Below are 16,512 nucleotides of genomic sequence, written 5' to 3' on the forward strand. Positions count from 1 at the left end.
TGTCTTATGACACTTACCTTTTAATACACAACTTTAAATATTCAGAGCCTTGGCTAATATAAATCAATCTGAAAGAATCAATTTCTCCTCTATTAAGAGGGTAATTGATTACCCTGATTTCCTAGATGTACAGTTACAATCATTCAAGGACTTTTTTCAATTAGAAACTCCAGCAGAAAAGAGAGCTGAAGAAGGTATTTTTAAAGTGTTTCAAGAGAATTTCCCAATCTCTGATTCACGTGAGAATTTTGTTCTTGAATTTGTTGACTATCTGGTAGATCCTCCAAAGTATGACATTGATGGTTGCATAGATAGAGGTTTAACTTATTCAGTGCCATTAAAGGCTAAGTTACGCTTATTGTGTAACGATGAAGATAATGAGGATTTCGAAACTATTGAGCAAGAAGTTTTCTTAGGTAATATTCCTTATATGACCGAGAAGGGATCTTTCATTATCAATGGAGCAGAAAGAGTTATTGTATCTCAGCTACATAGATCCCCAGGTGTATTCTTTGCTCAGAGCAAGCACACCAATGGTACAAAATTATATTCAGCTAGGATTATTCCTTTCAAAGGTTCTTGGATAGAATTTGCGACTGACGTTAATAACGTTATGTACGCTTACATTGACAGGAAGAAGAAATTTCCTGTTACTACATTATTAAGAGCTATAGGTTATGGCTCTGATAAAGACATTTTAGATCTTTTTAATTTATCTGAAGAAGTTAATGGAACTAAAGCGGCTTTAAAGAAAGCTGTAGGTAGAAAATTAGCGGCAAGGGTTTTAAGAACCTGGACGGAAGATTTCGTGGATGAGGATACTGGTGAAGTGGTATCTATTGATAGAAACGAGGTTTTATTAGAAAGAGATTCTGTAATTGAGGAAGAAGATATCGATTTGATCATCGATGCTGGTGTTAAGTCAATTATCCTTCACAGAAAAGATGTTAACATTACTGATTATAGTATTGTATATAACACCCTTCAAAAGGATAACTCTAACTCTGAAAAAGAAGCTGTAGAACAGATCTATCGTCAGTTGAGAAATACTGAAGCTCCAGATGAAGCTACTGCCCGTGAGATCATAAACAACCTATTCTTCTCTGAAAAGCGTTATGATTTAGGTGAAGTTGGTCGTTACAGAATTAATAAAAAATTAGGATTAGATATCGATGCTGAAACTAAGGTTTTAACAAAAGTTGATATCATCCACATTGTAAAATACTTAATTGGGTTAATCAACTCTAAAGCTATTGTTGATGATATTGACCACTTAAGTAATAGAAGAGTTAGAACAGTAGGTGAGCAATTATATGCTCAGTTTGGTGTTGGTCTTTCTCGTATGGCTCGTACCATTCGTGAAAGAATGAATGTGAGAGATAATGAGGATTTTAAACCTGTTGATCTTATTAATGCCAGAACACTTTCTTCTGTTATCAACTCATTCTTTGGAACTAACCAATTATCTCAGTTCATGGATCAAACGAATCCATTATCTGAGATTACACATAAAAGAAGAATGTCAGCCTTAGGTCCTGGTGGTCTTTCAAGAGAAAGAGCTGGTTTCGAGGTTCGTGACGTTCACTATACTCACTATGGTCGTCTTTGTACTATTGAGACGCCAGAGGGTCCAAATATTGGACTAATTTCTTCACTATGTGTGCATGCTAAAGTGAACAGCATGGGCTTCATCGAAACACCTTATCGTAAAGTTGAAAACGGTAAAGTGGATATGAGTGGTAATGTATTATACCTTACTGCTGAAGAAGAAGATGAACACAACATTGCGCAGGCTAATGCGCCTATCAGTGATAAAGGCCAATTTGAAAATGACAGAGTAAAGGCAAGATTTGAAGGTGACTTCCCAGTATTAGAGCCAAAAGAGCTTTCTTACATGGATATTGCACCTAACCAGATTGTATCGGTTGCGGCTTCTATGATTCCTTTCTTGGAGCATGATGATGCGAACCGTGCTTTGATGGGATCAAACATGCAGCGTCAAGCTGTTCCTTTGTTAAGACCTGAAGCGCCAATTGTAGGTACAGGTTTAGAAGGAAGAATTGCCAGAGATTCTCGCTCTTTAATTATAGCTGAGAAAGATGGTGAAGTAACATATGTTGATGCTACAAAAATAGTTATCAAGTATGATATGACCGAAGAAGAGGAGTTGGTGTCGTTTGATGATGATGAAATCACTTACGATTTAATCAAATTCAGAAGAACTAACCAAAACACTACTATTAACCTTAGGTCATTAGTATACAAAGGTGATAGAGTTGAAAAAGGTCAAATTCTTTGTGAAGGTTATGCTACTGAAAAAGGTGAACTAGCTATAGGTAGAAATATGAAGGTTGCCTTCATGCCTTGGCAAGGTTATAACTTTGAGGATGCGATTGTAATATCTGAGAGAGTTGTTAGAGAGGATATCTTTACATCAATTCACGTTGAAGAATTTGAACTTGAAGTTAGAGATACTAAGCGTGGTGAAGAAGAATTAACTTCTGAAATTCCAAACGTAAGTGAGGAAGCTGTTAAAAACTTAGATGAAAATGGTATCATCCGAGTTGGTGCTGAAATTTCAGAAGGTGACATATTAATTGGTAAAATCACGCCTAAAGGTGAAACTGATCCTACTCCGGAAGAAAAACTTTTAAGAGCTATCTTCGGAGATAAAGCAGGTGATGTAAAAGATGCTTCAATGAAAGCCTCTCCTTCATTAAAAGGTGTTGTAATTGATACTAAATTATTTGCTCGCCATAAGAAAGATAAAGATGGAAGAGCTGCTGCTAAAAAAGAAGTAGAAGTACTTTCTAAAGAATACAGTCGTCAATTGTTGACTATCAGAGAGCAGAAAATTGAGAAACTTACTCAATTGCTTGAAGGTAAAACTTCTCAAGGCATCAAGCACAAGTTTGGTGATGAGATCATGAGCAAAGGTGTTAAGTTCAATAGAAATAATATTGAAAAGAACCTTTTCCCTGAGAAGAATATCTACAGAGATGAAAGTAATTATAATGTACCTGAAGAGGTAAACTTGATATCTGATTTAATTCTTGATAATTGGACAGACGATGAAAATACCAATGCGTTAATCGTTGATCTTGTTAGAAATTATAATAAGAAGAGAAACGAGATTGCGGGTAAATTTAAAAGAGAGAGATTTACACTTGAGGTAGGGGATGAATTACCAGCTGGTATTGTTCAGTTAGCTAAAGTTTATGTTGCTAAAAAGAGAAAACTAAAAGTTGGTGATAAAATGGCAGGTCGTCACGGTAACAAGGGTGTAGTTGCCAAAATTGTACGTGATGAGGATATGCCATTCCTTGAAGATGGTTCTACGGTGGATATTGTATTAAATCCATTAGGTGTACCTTCAAGGATGAACATCGGTCAGATTTATGAAACCGTACTTGGTTGGGCAGGTCTTAAATTAGGTAGAAAATATGCTACTCCAATTTTTGATGGTGCAACTGCTGATGAGGTTTCTAAAGAATTGTCAGATGCTGGCTTACCAGAATTTGGTAGAACACATTTGTTTGATGGTTTAACTGGTGAAAGGTTTGACCAGAAAGTAACAGTAGGTGTCATCTATATGCTGAAACTAGGTCACTTAGTTGATGATAAGATGCACGCACGTTCTATCGGACCATACTCACTTATTACGCAGCAGCCGCTGGGTGGTAAAGCACAGTTTGGTGGTCAGCGTTTCGGAGAAATGGAGGTTTGGGCACTTGAGGCTTTCGGAGCATCTCACGTGTTACAAGAGATACTAACCATTAAATCAGATGACGTTATAGGTAGAGCAAAAGCCTATGAAGCCATCGTTAAGGGTGAAAATATGGGTAAACCAAATATTCCTGAATCATTCAATGTATTGGTTCATGAGTTGAGAGGTTTAGCATTAGAAATCACTCTAGATTAATTCATTTGTTAATAAGGGGACGCGAGTCCCCCTTGTTTAGATATTTAGATACCAACAATTATGGCATTCAAAAAAAATAAAAAGATCAACACTGATTTCTCCAAGATTACTATCAGTTTGGCTTCTCCAGAATCTATTCTTGAAAGTTCTCATGGTGAAGTAACCCAGCCAGAAACAATTAATTACAGAACATATAAGCCTGAAATGGGTGGTTTATTCTGTGAGAGAATTTTTGGCCCTGTAAAGGATTGGGAGTGTCATTGCGGAAAATATAAGAGAATACGTTATAAAGGTATTATCTGTGACCGTTGCGGTGTTGAGGTTACTGAAAAGAAAGTACGTAGAGAAAGAATGGGACACATTGAACTTGTGGTTCCTGTTGCTCATATATGGTACTTCAAATCATTGCCAAATAAAATAGGTTACCTTCTTGGTTTACCAACTAAGAAATTAGATCAGATTATCTATTATGAAAGATATGTAGTAATCCAGCCTGGTATTAAAGAAGAGGATGGAACTGCCTATATGGATTTCTTAACGGAAGATGAATACCTTGATATTCTTGATAAGCTTCCAAGAGAAAACCAACAGCTAGATGATGATGATCCAAATAAATTCATCGCTAAAATGGGTGCTGAAGCATTAGATATGCTTTTAGGCAGATTGAAGTTAGATGAATTATCTTATGAATTGCGTCATCAGGCAGCTACTGATACTTCTCAGCAAAGAAAAGCTGAAGCACTTAAGCGATTAAGAGTTGTTGAGGCTTTCCGTGATGCTAGAACAAGAATAGAAAATAGACCTGAGTGGATGGTCATTAAAATGGTTCCTGTAATTCCACCTGAATTACGTCCATTAGTGCCATTAGATGGTGGTCGATTTGCAACATCAGATTTAAATGATCTTTACAGAAGAGTTATTATTAGAAATAACCGTCTGAAAAGATTGATTGATATTAAGGCTCCGGAAGTTATTCTTAGAAATGAGAAACGTATGCTTCAGGAAGCTGTAGATTCACTTTTCGATAACTCAAGAAAAGTAAATGCGGTAAGATCAGATGGTAACAGAGCCCTTAAATCACTTTCAGATATGCTGAAAGGTAAACAAGGTCGTTTCCGTCAGAACTTATTAGGTAAGCGTGTGGATTATTCAGGTCGTTCAGTAATTGTTGTTGGACCAGAGTTGAAAATGCACGAATGCGGTATTCCTAAGAATATGGCAGCTGAGCTCTTTAAGCCTTTTGTAATTAGAAAGCTAATCGAAAGAGGAATCGTGAAGACAGTTAAGTCTGCGAAGAAAATTGTTGACAGAAAAGATCCAGTTGTTTGGGATATTCTGGAGAATGTAATGAAAGGACATCCGGTTCTTCTTAACCGTGCTCCAACACTTCACAGATTGGGTATTCAGGCATTCCAGCCTAAACTAATAGAAGGTAAGGCTATTCAGTTGCACCCATTAGCGTGTACTGCATTTAATGCCGATTTTGACGGTGACCAAATGGCTGTTCACGTTCCATTAGGACATGAGGCTATTTTGGAAGCTTCAACATTAATGCTTTCTTCTCATAATATACTGAATCCTGCTAACGGTGCTCCTATAACAGTACCTTCTCAGGACATGGTACTTGGTCTTTATTATGTAACCAAGGGTAGAAGAAGTACTGAAAACGAAAAAGTTTTAGGTGAAGGTAAAACCTTCTACAGTCCTCAGGAAGTAATTATTGCTACTAACGAAGGACAGCTTTCTAAGCATGCTTACATCAAGGTGAGAACTGAGGTGAGAACGCCTAGTGGAGAGCTTGAGACAAAAATAATTGAAACTGTAGCTGGTAGGGTAATCTTTAATCAAAGTGTACCTAAAGAGGTAGGCTTTGTAAATGAGCTACTTACCAAAAAGAAATTACAGGTAATTATTTCTAATGTATATAAGATAAGTGGTTCAGCCAGAACTGCACAATTCTTAGATGATATTAAAGAACTAGGTTTCCAAATGGCCTATAAGGGCGGTTTATCAATGGGACTTGGAGATATCATGGTTCCTGAAATTAAGGAAACACTTGTTGAGCAAGCTAAGGATGAGGTAGATGCAGTTTGGAACAACTACTTAATGGGTCTTATTACAGACAACGAGCGTTACAACCAGGTAATTGATATCTGGACTAGAATTAACTCTCAGTTGACTAACTCATTAATGCAGCAGCTTGAGGAAGACGATCAGGGATTCAACTCAATCTATATGATGATGCACTCTGGAGCCAGAGGTTCAAGAGAGCAGATTCGTCAGCTAGGTGGTATGAGGGGTCTAATGGCCAAGCCTCAGAAAAACCTTGCAGGATCAGTTGGTGGTATTATTGAAAACCCAATTCTATCTAACTTCCGTGAAGGACTTGATGTAATCGAGTACTTTATTTCAACTCACGGTGCTAGAAAGGGTCTTGCAGATACAGCCTTGAAAACGGCCGATGCTGGTTACTTAACCAGACGTTTAGTTGACGTTGCACAAGATGTTGTAGTGAACGAGACTGACTGTGGTACATTAAGAGGTCTTACAGTATCAGCTCTGAAGGATAATGAAGAAGTTGTTGAATCATTATATGAGAGGGTATTAGGTAGAGTTTCTGTTCATGATGTTTATGATCCTGTTTCTGAAGAGTTAATTGTAGAAAGTGGAGAGCAAATAAGTGAAGAAATTGCTGAAATTATTGAGAATTCCGCAATTGAAGAGGTAGAAATCAGATCGGTACTAACTTGCGAAACTCGTCAGGGAGTTTGTGGTAAGTGTTATGGTAGAAACCTTGCTACTTCTAAGATGGCACATAAAGGTGACTCTGTAGGTGTAATTGCTGCACAGTCAATTGGTGAACCAGGTACTCAGCTTACACTAAGAACATTCCACGTAGGTGGTACAGCTTCTAACATTGCAGTTGAAGCAACTGTAAAGGCCAAATTTGCTGGTGTTGTGGAGTTTGAAGATTTGAGAGCTATCCAATCAACCAATTCTGATGGTGAAAAGATCACTGTTGTAATGGGTAGATCTGGAGAGATAAAGATTGTTGATCCTAAGACTAAGAAAGTCTTAATGAGCAACAACGTGCCTTACAGTGCTGTACTTAAAGTAAAAGAAGGTCAGAAAGTAGAGAAGGATGAAGAACTTTGTTTCTGGGATCCTTATAATGCGGTGATCTTATCTGAATTTGAGGGTGTTGCTGAATTCGAATCAATCGAAGAAGGTGTTACTTATAAAGAAGAGTCTGATGAGCAAACTGGTCACAGAGAGAAAGTAATTATCGACACTAAGGATAAAACTAAGAACCCAGCGGTTATAGTTAAAACTGAAGGTAAAGATGATAAGGTTTATAACATTCCGGTTGATGCTCACTTAGCAGTTGATGACAACCAGAAAATTAAACCAGGTCAAATTCTTGCTAAAATTCCTAGATCGACTTCTAAGTCAAAAGATATTACTGGTGGTCTTCCAAGAGTAACTGAGTTATTTGAGGCAAGAAACCCATCGAATCCGGCTGTTGTGTCAGAAATTGATGGTGTGGTAACTTATGGTGGTATTAAAAGAGGTAATAGAGAAATCTTTATTGAATCTAAGGATGGTGTTAAGAAGAGATACTTAGTATCATTATCTAAGCACATTCTAGTTCAGGATAATGACTTTGTGAAAGCAGGTTATTCTCTTTCTGATGGTGCAACAACTCCTAATGACATTCTTTCAATTAAAGGACCTACTGCAGTTCAGGAATACATTGTAAACGAAATTCAGGAAGTTTACCGATTACAAGGTGTGAAGATCAATGATAAGCACATTGAAGTAATTGTAAGACAAATGATGCAGAAGGTTCAGGTTCTTGAATCTGGTGATACTGTATTCTTGCCTAATCAGGTGGTTGATAGATTTGTATTCAGAGAAGAAAATGATAGAATTCTGGATATGAAAGTTGTTACCGATGCTGGTGATTCTACTAATCTTAAACCAGGACAAATCATATCAGCTCGTAAGTTAAGAGATGAAAATTCTACACTTAAGAGAAAGGATATGAAAACTGTGAAGGTGAGAGATGCTGAAGCGGCTGTTTCTAAGCCTACACTTCAAGGTATCACACAAGCTTCATTAGGTACTGAAAGCTTTATATCTGCGGCTTCTTTCCAGGAAACCACTAAGGTATTAAGTGAGGCATCTATCAGAGGTAAAGAGGATAAACTAATAGGCTTGAAAGAGAATGTTATTGTTGGTCACTTGATACCAGCTGGTACAGGGCTTAGAGAGTACAACGATTTAATCGTAGGTTCTAAAGAGGAACTTGAAGCGATTAAAGAAAACAAAGTAGCTCAAACTGAAGAAGCAGATAAATAAGATAAAGAGATATCAAATTCATCAATAATGGAAGATAATAACCAAGGAAAGGGAAAAAATCCGAACCAAATAAATATCGAGTTATCAGAGGAAGTGTCAGAAGGTGTTTACGCTAATCTGGCAATGATAGCTCACTCCAACGGTGAATTTGTTATCGATTTTATCCGTTTGATGCCAGGAGTACCCAAAGCAAAGGTTAAGTCACGTATTGTTGTGACTCCTCAACATGCAAAAAGGTTACTGGGGGCATTAAAAGATAATATTGAGAAGTATGAGAAGAATTTTGGTCCGATAAAACAGTCAGAAGAAATGCCAAAATTTCCGATGAATTTCGGATCAACGATGGGAGAGGCGTAAGCTTATTCCTTATAAATTAGGAGTTTGTGAAAATAAATTAATCAGATGTGTTTGGATAATGCATCTGATTTTTTACCTTTGCAGTCCTAAAAATCTCCAGTAGATAGAGAACTAGTAATAGAAGATAAAGTAAATATAAATGCCTACTATACAGCAATTAGTTAGAAAAGGTAGAAAGAAGTTGACTTCAAAGTCAAAATCTCCTGCTTTAGATTCTTGCCCGCAAAGAAGAGGGGTTTGTACGCGTGTGTATACTACAACGCCTAAAAAACCTAACTCAGCGATGAGAAAAGTAGCAAGGGTAAGATTGACAAATCAAAAAGAAGTGAATGCCTACATTCCAGGTGAAGGTCACAACTTGCAAGAACACTCTATAGTTTTGATTAGAGGTGGAAGAGTGAAAGATTTACCGGGTGTAAGATATCACATCATCAGAGGTGCGCTAGATACTGCTGGTGTTAATGGTCGTACCCAAAGAAGATCGAAATACGGAGCTAAAAGACCTAAGAAATAAAATAAGATGAGGAAAGCGAAACCTAAAAAGAGATACGTTCTGCCAGACCCTAAGTTTGGTGATACAATGGTTACAAAATTTGTAAACTATTTGATGCAGGACGGTAAAAAAAGTACTGCCTACGCAATCTTTTATGATGCTGTTGCTTTAGTAGAGGAAAAGACAAAGGAAAATGGTCTTGAGACTTGGAAGAAAGCATTAGCTAACATATCTCCATCTGTTGAGGTAAAAAGTAGAAGAGTAGGTGGAGCAACTTTTCAGGTACCATTAGAAGTACGTCCTGAAAGAAAAGTTTCTTTAGGTATCAAATGGATGATCACTTTTGCAAGAAAAAGAGGTGAGAAGACAATGATGGAGAGACTTGCGGGAGAGATAATAGCCGCTTCAAAAGGCGAGGGTGCTGCTATCAAGAAAAAGGATGATACGCACAGAATGGCTGAAGCAAATAAAGCATTTTCACACTTTAGATTTTAAAATCTAGCATAATGGCAAGAGATCTTAGACTAACGAGAAATATTGGTATCGCTGCACACATCGATGCTGGAAAAACCACCACTACTGAGCGTATTCTGTATTATACAGGTGTAAGCCATAAGATTGGTGAAGTTCACGATGGTGCTGCAACAATGGACTGGATGGAGCAAGAGCAGGAAAGAGGTATAACAATTACTTCTGCTGCTACTACTGTTTTCTGGCCGTACAAAGATGAAAAATACCACATCAACATAATTGACACCCCAGGTCACGTAGATTTTACAGTTGAGGTAAACAGATCGTTAAGAGTATTAGATGGTTTAGTTTTCCTTTTTAGTGCAGTAGATGGTGTTGAACCTCAATCTGAAACTAACTGGAGATTAGCTGATAACTATAAAGTTGCTAGAATTGGTTTCGTAAATAAAATGGACCGTGATGGTGCTGACTTCTTAAACGTGTGTAAGCAGGTGAAGGAAATGTTAGGTACTAAAGCAGTTCCATTACAATTACCTATCGGTGCCGAAGGTAATTTCAAAGGTGTAGTTGACCTTGTTGAAATGAAAGCTATTCAGTGGAATGAGGAAGATCATGGTATGACTTTCGAAGAGATTGACATTCCTGCTGATATGGTTGACGAAGTAAATGAATACAGAGAAAAATTATTAGAGTCAGTTGCTGAGTATGACGAAACTCTAATGGAAAAATATTTCGAAGATCCTGAATCAATCTCTATTGACGAGGTGATTGCTGCTTTAAGAGCTGCGACAATTGATTTAGCCTTCGTTCCAATGATGTGTGGTTCTGCCTTTAAAAATAAAGGAGTTCAAACATTATTGAATTACGTAATGGAGTTGCTTCCTTCTCCGCTTGATAGAGATAGCATTGTAGGAACTGATCCAACAACTGAAGAGAAAACAAGTAGAAAGCCAACTTCAGAAGATCCGTTTGCTGCGTTAGCATTTAAAATTGCTACGGATCCATTTGTAGGTCGTTTATGCTTTGTAAGATCTTACTCAGGTACATTAGATTCTGGTTCCTATGTGTTTAACACAAGAACTAATAAGAAAGAAAGAATTTCAAGAATCTTCCAAATGCATGCAAATAAGCAGAACCAAATTGATACACTTCATGCTGGTGATATTGCTGCCGTGGTAGGTTTTAAAGATATTAAAACAGGTGATACCCTTTGTAACGAAAACCATAAGATTGTTTTAGAATCTATGGTATTCCCAGAGCCGGTAATTGGTTATGCAATTGAGCCAAAAACACAGGCTGATGTTGATAAAATGGGTATGGCTATTGCTAAGTTAGTTGAAGAGGATCCTACTCTTCAAGTTAATACTGACGAAGAAACAGGTCAAACTATTCTAAGAGGTATGGGTGAGCTTCACCTTGATATCATCATGGATAGATTAAAAAGAGAGTTTAAAGTTGAGGTAAGTCAAGGTGCTCCTCAGGTTGCTTATAAAGAAGCTATTACTACTCTTGTTGACCACAAAGAGGTTTATAAAAAGCAGTCAGGTGGTAAAGGTAAATTTGCTGATATAGTATTTAAACTTTCTCCAGCTGATCCTGATGAAAAGGGTGAAATCAAGCCAGGTTTACAGTTTGATAACCAAATTACAGGTGGTGTAATTCCTAAGGAATTTATCCCTGCAATTCAAAAAGGATTTACAGAAGCTATGAGCAATGGTCCTCTTGCAGGTTATCCAATTGAGGCTATGAAAGTTCAGCTTTATCATGGTAGTTTCCACGATGTGGATTCAGATGCGCTTTCTTTCGAATTGGCAGCAAGATTAGGATTTAAAGCTGCAGCTAAGCAAGCAGGTCCTCAATTACTTGAGCCAGTAATGAAAGTTGAAGTTACTACTCCTGATGAGTACACTGGGCCAGTAACAGGTGACTTGAATAAAAGACGTGGCCTAATGAAAGGTATGGATACAAAAGGTGCTGCTCAGTTAATAAAGGCTGACGTACCATTGTCAGAGCTTTTCGGATACGTTACAGATTTAAGAACTATTACTTCTGGTAGAGCAACAGCGTCATTAACATTCTCTCACTATGATCCAGTTCCAAAAAACATAGCTGATGAGGTGATAGAAAAAGTGAAAGGTGAAGCTGTTAAATAAGTAGAATTATGAATCAGAAAATTAGAATAAAATTAAAATCTTACGATCACAATTTAGTTGATAAATCTTCTGAGAAGATCGTTAGAGCGGTAAAAACAACAGGAGCTGTGGTAAGTGGCCCAATTCCTTTACCGACTGAGAAAGAAATATTTACTGTTTTACGTTCACCTCACGTGAATAAAAAATCTAGAGAGCAGTTTCAACTATGTACTTTCAAGAGATTGGTTGATATCTATTCGAATAGCGCAAAAACAGTTGATGCTTTAATGAAACTTGAGCTTCCTAGTGGAGTTGATGTTGAGATTAAGGTTTAAGTAAATCTGTAAGGAATACAGAAGAACCAATGGATTGTTTCATTGGTTCTTTTTTTTCACTATAAAGCGGTAATTTTTAAGGTGTTAGTTTTGTATCTAACATTAATTTACTAACTTTGCAGTCCTTTCGAGAAAAGCAGATCAGATGTGGCTTTCGATTGGGTGGAAAAATAAAGAATAATGTCTGGAATAATAGGAAAAAAAATCGGAATGACTAGTGTCTACGGTGCCGATGGACGAAATGTCGCATGCACGGTGATAGAAGCTGGTCCTTGTGTGGTTACACAAGTAAAAAAAGAGGATACCGATGGTTATTCTGCTGTTCAGTTGGGCTATGGCGAGCGCAAGGAGAAGAATACACCGAAGGCATTACAAGGGCACTTCAAAAAAGCACAAACAACTCCTAAGCAGCATGTTGCTGAATTCAGAGAGTATCCTGGAGAGGCTTTGTTTGTTGATGATATGTCCTTGGGTCAGGAAGTTAAGATAGCTGATATCTTTGTAGAAGGTGACTTCGTTGATGTTGCTGGTACTTCAAAAGGTAAAGGTTTTCAGGGTGTTGTAAAGCGTCATGGTTTTGGAGGTGTTGGTCAAGCTACACACGGTCAGCATAACAGACAGAGAGCCCCAGGATCTATTGGTGGTGCGTCTTACCCAGCTAGAGTTTTCCCTGGTATGAGAATGGCAGGAAGAACAGGTGGCGAGAGAGTAAAAAACACCAACCTACGTGTTTTAAAATTAATCCCGGAGAAGAATTTACTATTAGTAAGTGGTTCTATTCCTGGAGCTAAGAATTCAATCGTAATAATAGAGAAATAAAGATGGAGCTTTCAATACTTAAACATACAGGCGAAGACACTGGAAAGAAGGTAACTCTTTCTGATGCCATCTTTGATATTGAGCCGAATGATCATGCGATCTATCTTGATGTAAAGCAGCGTTTAGCTAATGCACGTCAAGGGACACATAAGTCAAAAGAGAGAGCAGAAATTTCTGGTTCAACAAGAAAGATCAAGAAACAAAAGGGTACTGGTACAGCTAGAGCTGGTAGTATTAAGTCACCTATATTTAAAGGTGGTGGTCGTGTATTCGGTCCTACACCTAGAGATTATAGTTTCAAGCTTAATAAGAAAGTTAAAAGATTGGCTAGAATGTCAGCTTTAACTTACAAAGCTAAAGACCAAATGATTAGTGTTTTAGAAGGCTTCAGTTTTGATGCACCTAAAACCAAGTCATATAAAGAGATGCTATCAAAGCTTTCTTTTGATTCAATAAAGACATTATTGGTCTTACCTGAGAATGATAAGAATATCTTTTTAGCTAGTAGAAATATTCAAAACACTCAAGTGTTAACGGTAGATAACCTAAATACATATGATGTTTTGCATGCTGACAGAATATTATTCGTAGAAGGCTCGGTTGAAAAGTTAGATAACCTATTGAAATAAGAGATATGAGCGTATTAGTAAAACCACTAGTGACTGAAAAAATCTCTGACCTTAACGAAAAAGGCAAATACGGATTTGTTGTTGATGTAAATGCCAATAAGGTAGCAATCAAAGCCGAGGTAGAGAAAAGATATGGTGTTAATGTAGAAGATGTTAACACAATGAAATATTTAGGTAAGCAAAAATCACGCTATACTAAATCGAGAATTTTAACAGGTCGTAAGCCTAGTTTTAAGAAAGCTATTGTAACGGTAGCCGAGGGCGAGATCATCGATTTCTACAGCGAAATTTAATCATCTGAACAATGGCAGTTAAAAAATTAAGACCGGTTTCAGCTGGACAAAGATATAGATTAGCACCAGTATATACTGAGCTAAGTAAAGTAGAGCCTGAGAAGTCTTTACTAATGCCACTTCGTAAGAAGGGTGGTAGAAACAACTCAGGTAAGATGACGATGCGCTACATAGGTGGTGGTCATAAAAAGAATGTTAGAATTATCGATTTTAAAAGAGATAAGTTTAATGTTCCTGCTACAGTAGCAACGTTAGAGTATGATCCATCTAGAACAGCTCACGTAGCTTTGCTTCATTATGCTGATGGTGAGAAAAGATACATTTTAGCACCTAATGGGTTGAAAGTTGGAGATAAAATAATGTCAGGTGATGATGTTGCTCCAGAGGTTGGTAATGCTTTACCACTTTCTAAAATACCTTTAGGTACTATAGTTCACAACATTGAAATCAGACCAGGTGCAGGTGCTGCAATGGTAAGAAGTGCAGGATCATATGCTCAACTTTTAGCTAGAGATGGTAAATACTCTACAATCAAATTGCCTTCTGGTGAAATGAGATTGGTATTGAGTGCATGTTTGGCGACTGTAGGAGTTGTTTCTAACTCTGATCACATGATCGTGAGATTAGGTAAAGCTGGTAGAAAGAGATGGTTGGGTAGAAGACCTCGTACAAGAGGTGTTGCTATGAACCCGGTAGATCACCCAATGGGTGGTGGTGAAGGTAGATCTTCAGGTGGACACCCTAGATCTAGAACTGGCTTATTAGCTAAAGGTTTAAAGACCAGAGCTCCTAAGAAGTATTCGAACAGGTTAATAATTGGTAAAAAGAAATAATAGATGGCTAGATCATTAAAAAAAGGACCATATATTGATTTCCGCCTTGAAAAAAAGGTGGACAATATGAATGAATCTGGAAAGAAGTCTGTGATCAAAACCTGGTCAAGAAGATCAATGATTTCTCCTGACTTTGTAGGCCATACTTTTGCAGTACACAATGGAAATAAATTTATTCCTGTGTATGTAACGGAGAATATGGTAGGACACAAACTAGGTGAGTTCTCTCCAACCAGAAACTTCCGTGGTCATATTAATAAGAAAGATAAAGGTAAAAGATAATGGAAGCTGTTGCTAAATTAAATAATGTACCAACTTCTCCTCGTAAAATGAGGATGGTTGTTGATTTAATCAGAGGTGAAAAGGTCAGCCGTGCTTTAGGTATCTTAAAATTTGAGTCTAAGCATGGGGCAGCAAGAGTTGAAAAGCTATTATTGTCTGCTATCGCTAACTGGCAACAAGCAAATCCTGAAGTTGATTTAGAAGAGGCAGATCTTTACGTGAAAAGTGTGAAGGTTGATGGTGGAAGAATTCTTAAGAGATTGAGACCAGCTCCTCAGGGTAGAGCACACCGTATAAGAAAGCGTTCTAACCATGTTACTTTAGTAGTGGATAGCGCTAATGCCGAGTTAGAAACTGTTGTTGAATCTGATAACACCGAAAATAAGTAAGAAATGGGACAGAAAGTTAATCCTACCGGTCTTCGTTTAGGTATCGTTAGAGGTTGGGAATCCAACTGGTACGGTGGAAAAGGTAATTCTTTTTCAGAAAAGCTAATTGAAGATCAGAAAATAAGAGAATACATTTTTGCACGTATTCCAAAAGGTGGTATCTCTAAAATAGTTATCGAGAGAACGCTTAAAAGAATCACTTTAACAGTGCATACTGCACGTCCTGGAGTTGTTATTGGTAAAGGTGGTAGTGAGGTTGATAAGCTTAAAGAAGAGCTTAGAAAGCTTACTGGAAAAGACGTTCAGATCAACATTTTTGAAATAAAAAGACCTGAGCTTGATGCTAAGTTAGTGGGTGAGTCAATCGCTCAACAACTTAAAGCTAGAATATCTTACAGAAGAGCTATGAAGCAAGCAATCGCTTCAGCTATGAGAGTAGGAGCTCAAGGTATTAAAATAAAAGTATCAGGTAGATTAGGTGGGGCTGAAATGGCTCGAACTGAAATGTATAAAGAAGGTAGAATTCCTCTACATACATTAAGAGCTGATATTGATTATGAGGTGTCAGAGGCAAATACTATCTATGGTATCATTGGTATCAAAGTATGGGTATTTAAAGGAGAGGTTTTCGGTAAAAGAGACTTATCTCTTAATGTAGGAGCAGGTGCACAAGGAAAAGGTGGTCCTGGTCAAGGAAATAACAGAAGAAGTGATCGTCCGAAAAGAAAGAGGAAATAATCTTTCAAAAGGCAAAAAGATAGAATAAGATGTTACAGCCAAAAAGAACGAAATTCAGAAAAAAGCAGAAAGGTAGAATCAAAGGCCTTGCACAGAGAGGTCATAGAATTGCCTTTGGTAGTTTCGCTTTAAAATCGCTCGAGCCAGGATGGATTACAAGTAGACAAATTGAGGCTTCAAGGATTGCAATGACTCGTGCAATGAAGCGTCAAGGTCAGGTATGGATCAGAATTTTTCCTGATAAGCCTGTTACTAAAAAGCCTGCAGAGGTACGTATGGGTAAAGGTAAGGGTGCTCCAGAATATTGGGTAGCAACTGTTAAGCCTGGTACTATTATGTTCGAAGCTGGTGGCGTTCCATTAGAATTGGCACAAGAAGCACTTAGATTAGCAGCGCAAAAATTACCTGTTAAAACTAAGTTTACTGTAAGAAGAGATTACTCAGAAAATTAATCGTC

Annotated in this window: 15 protein-coding genes; all 15 read left to right on the forward strand. The window is 37.5% G+C overall.

Annotated features, from left to right (window positions below):
• Positions 1–49: 49 nt before the first annotated feature.
• The 15 genes from rpoB (at position 50) to rplP (ending at position 16,507) form a co-directional block, all read left to right on the forward strand.
• Positions 50–3,922 carry a DNA-directed RNA polymerase subunit beta gene (rpoB, locus tag JKP34_RS04950; RefSeq protein ID WP_201918299.1) on the forward strand — a complete coding sequence of 1,291 codons (3,873 nt, stop codon included), beginning with the start codon at positions 50–52 and terminating at the stop codon, positions 3,920–3,922.
• 60 nt (positions 3,923–3,982) lie between these two features.
• Positions 3,983–8,284 (forward strand): DNA-directed RNA polymerase subunit beta', encoded by a 4,302-nt coding sequence (gene rpoC, locus JKP34_RS04955; RefSeq protein WP_201918300.1) that lies wholly within the window; start codon positions 3,983–3,985, stop codon positions 8,282–8,284.
• Positions 8,285–8,311: 27 nt separating this feature from the next.
• Entirely contained in the window at positions 8,312–8,641 is a 330-nt protein-coding gene (locus JKP34_RS04960) for a DUF3467 domain-containing protein (protein WP_201918302.1), read from the forward strand.
• A gap of 139 nt (positions 8,642–8,780) precedes the next feature.
• On the forward strand, positions 8,781–9,155 hold the full coding sequence (gene rpsL, locus JKP34_RS04965; RefSeq protein WP_188461081.1) for a 30S ribosomal protein S12: 375 nt from the start codon (positions 8,781–8,783) through the stop codon (positions 9,153–9,155).
• A 6-nt stretch (positions 9,156–9,161) separates the two neighbouring features.
• Positions 9,162–9,629 (forward strand): 30S ribosomal protein S7, encoded by a 468-nt coding sequence (gene rpsG / locus JKP34_RS04970; protein WP_201918304.1) that lies wholly within the window; start codon positions 9,162–9,164, stop codon positions 9,627–9,629.
• Between the two features lie 11 nt (positions 9,630–9,640).
• A complete protein-coding gene (fusA, locus tag JKP34_RS04975) occupies positions 9,641–11,758 on the forward strand; it encodes an elongation factor G (protein ID WP_201918306.1) in 2,118 nt (705 codons plus the stop codon).
• An 8-nt stretch (positions 11,759–11,766) separates the two neighbouring features.
• Positions 11,767–12,072, forward strand: a complete 306-nt coding sequence (gene rpsJ / locus JKP34_RS04980) for a 30S ribosomal protein S10 (protein ID WP_201432901.1) — start codon at positions 11,767–11,769, stop codon at positions 12,070–12,072.
• A 180-nt stretch (positions 12,073–12,252) separates the two neighbouring features.
• A complete protein-coding gene (gene rplC / locus JKP34_RS04985; protein WP_201918308.1) occupies positions 12,253–12,891 on the forward strand; it encodes a 50S ribosomal protein L3 in 639 nt (212 codons plus the stop codon).
• Positions 12,892–12,893: 2 nt separating this feature from the next.
• Positions 12,894–13,520 carry a 50S ribosomal protein L4 gene (gene rplD / locus JKP34_RS04990; RefSeq protein WP_201918310.1) on the forward strand — a complete coding sequence of 209 codons (627 nt, stop codon included), beginning with the start codon at positions 12,894–12,896 and terminating at the stop codon, positions 13,518–13,520.
• Between the two features lie 5 nt (positions 13,521–13,525).
• Positions 13,526–13,813, forward strand: coding sequence for a 50S ribosomal protein L23 (gene rplW / locus JKP34_RS04995; protein WP_201918312.1), 288 nt, complete (start codon positions 13,526–13,528; stop codon positions 13,811–13,813).
• A gap of 11 nt (positions 13,814–13,824) precedes the next feature.
• A complete protein-coding gene (gene rplB / locus JKP34_RS05000; protein ID WP_201918315.1) occupies positions 13,825–14,646 on the forward strand; it encodes a 50S ribosomal protein L2 in 822 nt (273 codons plus the stop codon).
• A gap of 3 nt (positions 14,647–14,649) precedes the next feature.
• Positions 14,650–14,928: a 30S ribosomal protein S19 gene (gene rpsS / locus JKP34_RS05005; protein ID WP_201918317.1), complete on the forward strand. Its 279-nt coding sequence runs from the start codon at positions 14,650–14,652 to the stop codon at positions 14,926–14,928.
• Positions 14,928–15,317: a 50S ribosomal protein L22 gene (rplV, locus tag JKP34_RS05010; RefSeq protein WP_201918319.1), complete on the forward strand. Its 390-nt coding sequence runs from the start codon at positions 14,928–14,930 to the stop codon at positions 15,315–15,317. The genes rpsS and rplV overlap by 1 nt, the downstream gene beginning before the upstream one ends.
• A 3-nt stretch (positions 15,318–15,320) precedes the next feature.
• A complete protein-coding gene (rpsC, locus tag JKP34_RS05015; RefSeq protein WP_201918322.1) occupies positions 15,321–16,055 on the forward strand; it encodes a 30S ribosomal protein S3 in 735 nt (244 codons plus the stop codon).
• Positions 16,056–16,084: 29 nt separating this feature from the next.
• Positions 16,085–16,507: a 50S ribosomal protein L16 gene (gene rplP, locus JKP34_RS05020; RefSeq protein ID WP_201918324.1), complete on the forward strand. Its 423-nt coding sequence runs from the start codon at positions 16,085–16,087 to the stop codon at positions 16,505–16,507.
• The last annotated feature ends 5 nt before the right edge of the window (positions 16,508–16,512 follow it).

It is taken from the genome of Marivirga atlantica (assembly GCF_016734805.1).
Taxonomy (GTDB): Bacteria; Bacteroidota; Bacteroidia; order Cytophagales; family Cyclobacteriaceae; genus Marivirga; species Marivirga atlantica.

Bases quoted from the DNA above. Each gene is read 5' to 3' on its own strand.
- JKP34_RS04960 (WP_201918302.1), top strand. From the start codon at position 8,312: ATGGAAGATAATAACCAAGGAAAGGGAAAAAATCCGAACCAAATAAAT.
- fusA (WP_201918306.1), top strand. From the start codon at position 9,641: ATGGCAAGAGATCTTAGACTAACGAGAAATATTGGTATCGCTGCACAC.
- rpsC (WP_201918322.1), top strand. From the start codon at position 15,321: ATGGGACAGAAAGTTAATCCTACCGGTCTTCGTTTAGGTATCGTTAGA.
- rplD (WP_201918310.1), top strand. From the start codon at position 12,894: ATGGAGCTTTCAATACTTAAACATACAGGCGAAGACACTGGAAAGAAG.
- rpsL (WP_188461081.1), top strand. From the start codon at position 8,781: ATGCCTACTATACAGCAATTAGTTAGAAAAGGTAGAAAGAAGTTGACT.
- rplW (WP_201918312.1), top strand. From the start codon at position 13,526: ATGAGCGTATTAGTAAAACCACTAGTGACTGAAAAAATCTCTGACCTT.
- rpsG (WP_201918304.1), top strand. From the start codon at position 9,162: ATGAGGAAAGCGAAACCTAAAAAGAGATACGTTCTGCCAGACCCTAAG.
- rpsJ (WP_201432901.1), top strand. From the start codon at position 11,767: ATGAATCAGAAAATTAGAATAAAATTAAAATCTTACGATCACAATTTA.
- rplP (WP_201918324.1), top strand. From the start codon at position 16,085: ATGTTACAGCCAAAAAGAACGAAATTCAGAAAAAAGCAGAAAGGTAGA.
- rpoC (WP_201918300.1), top strand. From the start codon at position 3,983: ATGGCATTCAAAAAAAATAAAAAGATCAACACTGATTTCTCCAAGATT.
- rplV (WP_201918319.1), top strand. From the start codon at position 14,928: ATGGAAGCTGTTGCTAAATTAAATAATGTACCAACTTCTCCTCGTAAA.
- rplC (WP_201918308.1), top strand. From the start codon at position 12,253: ATGTCTGGAATAATAGGAAAAAAAATCGGAATGACTAGTGTCTACGGT.
- rpsS (WP_201918317.1), top strand. From the start codon at position 14,650: ATGGCTAGATCATTAAAAAAAGGACCATATATTGATTTCCGCCTTGAA.
- rplB (WP_201918315.1), top strand. From the start codon at position 13,825: ATGGCAGTTAAAAAATTAAGACCGGTTTCAGCTGGACAAAGATATAGA.